This window comes from Bacillus sp. 7894-2 (genome assembly GCF_002272225.1).
GTDB lineage: Bacteria > Bacillota > Bacilli > Bacillales > Cytobacillaceae > Cytobacillus.
This window is the reverse complement of sequence record NZ_NPDG01000172.1, coordinates 1-369: the sequence shown is the minus strand read 5'-3', so window position 1 is coordinate 369 and position 369 is coordinate 1. Positions and strand designations below refer to the sequence as shown.

1 protein-coding gene is annotated in these 369 nt (G+C 39.8%); it reads left to right on the top strand.

Annotated features, from left to right (window positions below):
• Positions 1–329 (top strand): integrase core domain-containing protein (locus CHI10_RS22005; RefSeq protein ID WP_142301792.1); only part of this gene is annotated, 329 nt, incomplete at its 5' end.
• Between the last annotated feature and the right edge of the window lie 40 nt (positions 330–369).

The window sequence follows — 369 nt, the reverse complement described above, 5'->3', positions numbered from 1 at the left end:
AGACAGCTGTTGGCAACCACTTTCATCCAGAGGCCATATTGCATTCTGACCAAGGAATGCACTACACGCATCCTCTATTCCAAAGCAAAGTAAAAAGGCTTGGCCTAACTCAGTCAATGTCCCGAAAGGGAAACTGTTGGGATAACGCACCAATGGAAAGTTTCTTTGGACATTTTAAAGACTTATCAGAGTATAAATCACTTGATAATATAAAGGATGTAAAGAAAGAAGTAGATCGTGTAATCGAAGAATATAATCATCATCGTTATCAATGGGGCTTAAATAAAATGACCCCGGCACAATACCGGGGTCACTTATTAGCTGCATAGCGCTTTTTTATAAACTGTCCGTAAATGGGGGTACAGTTCA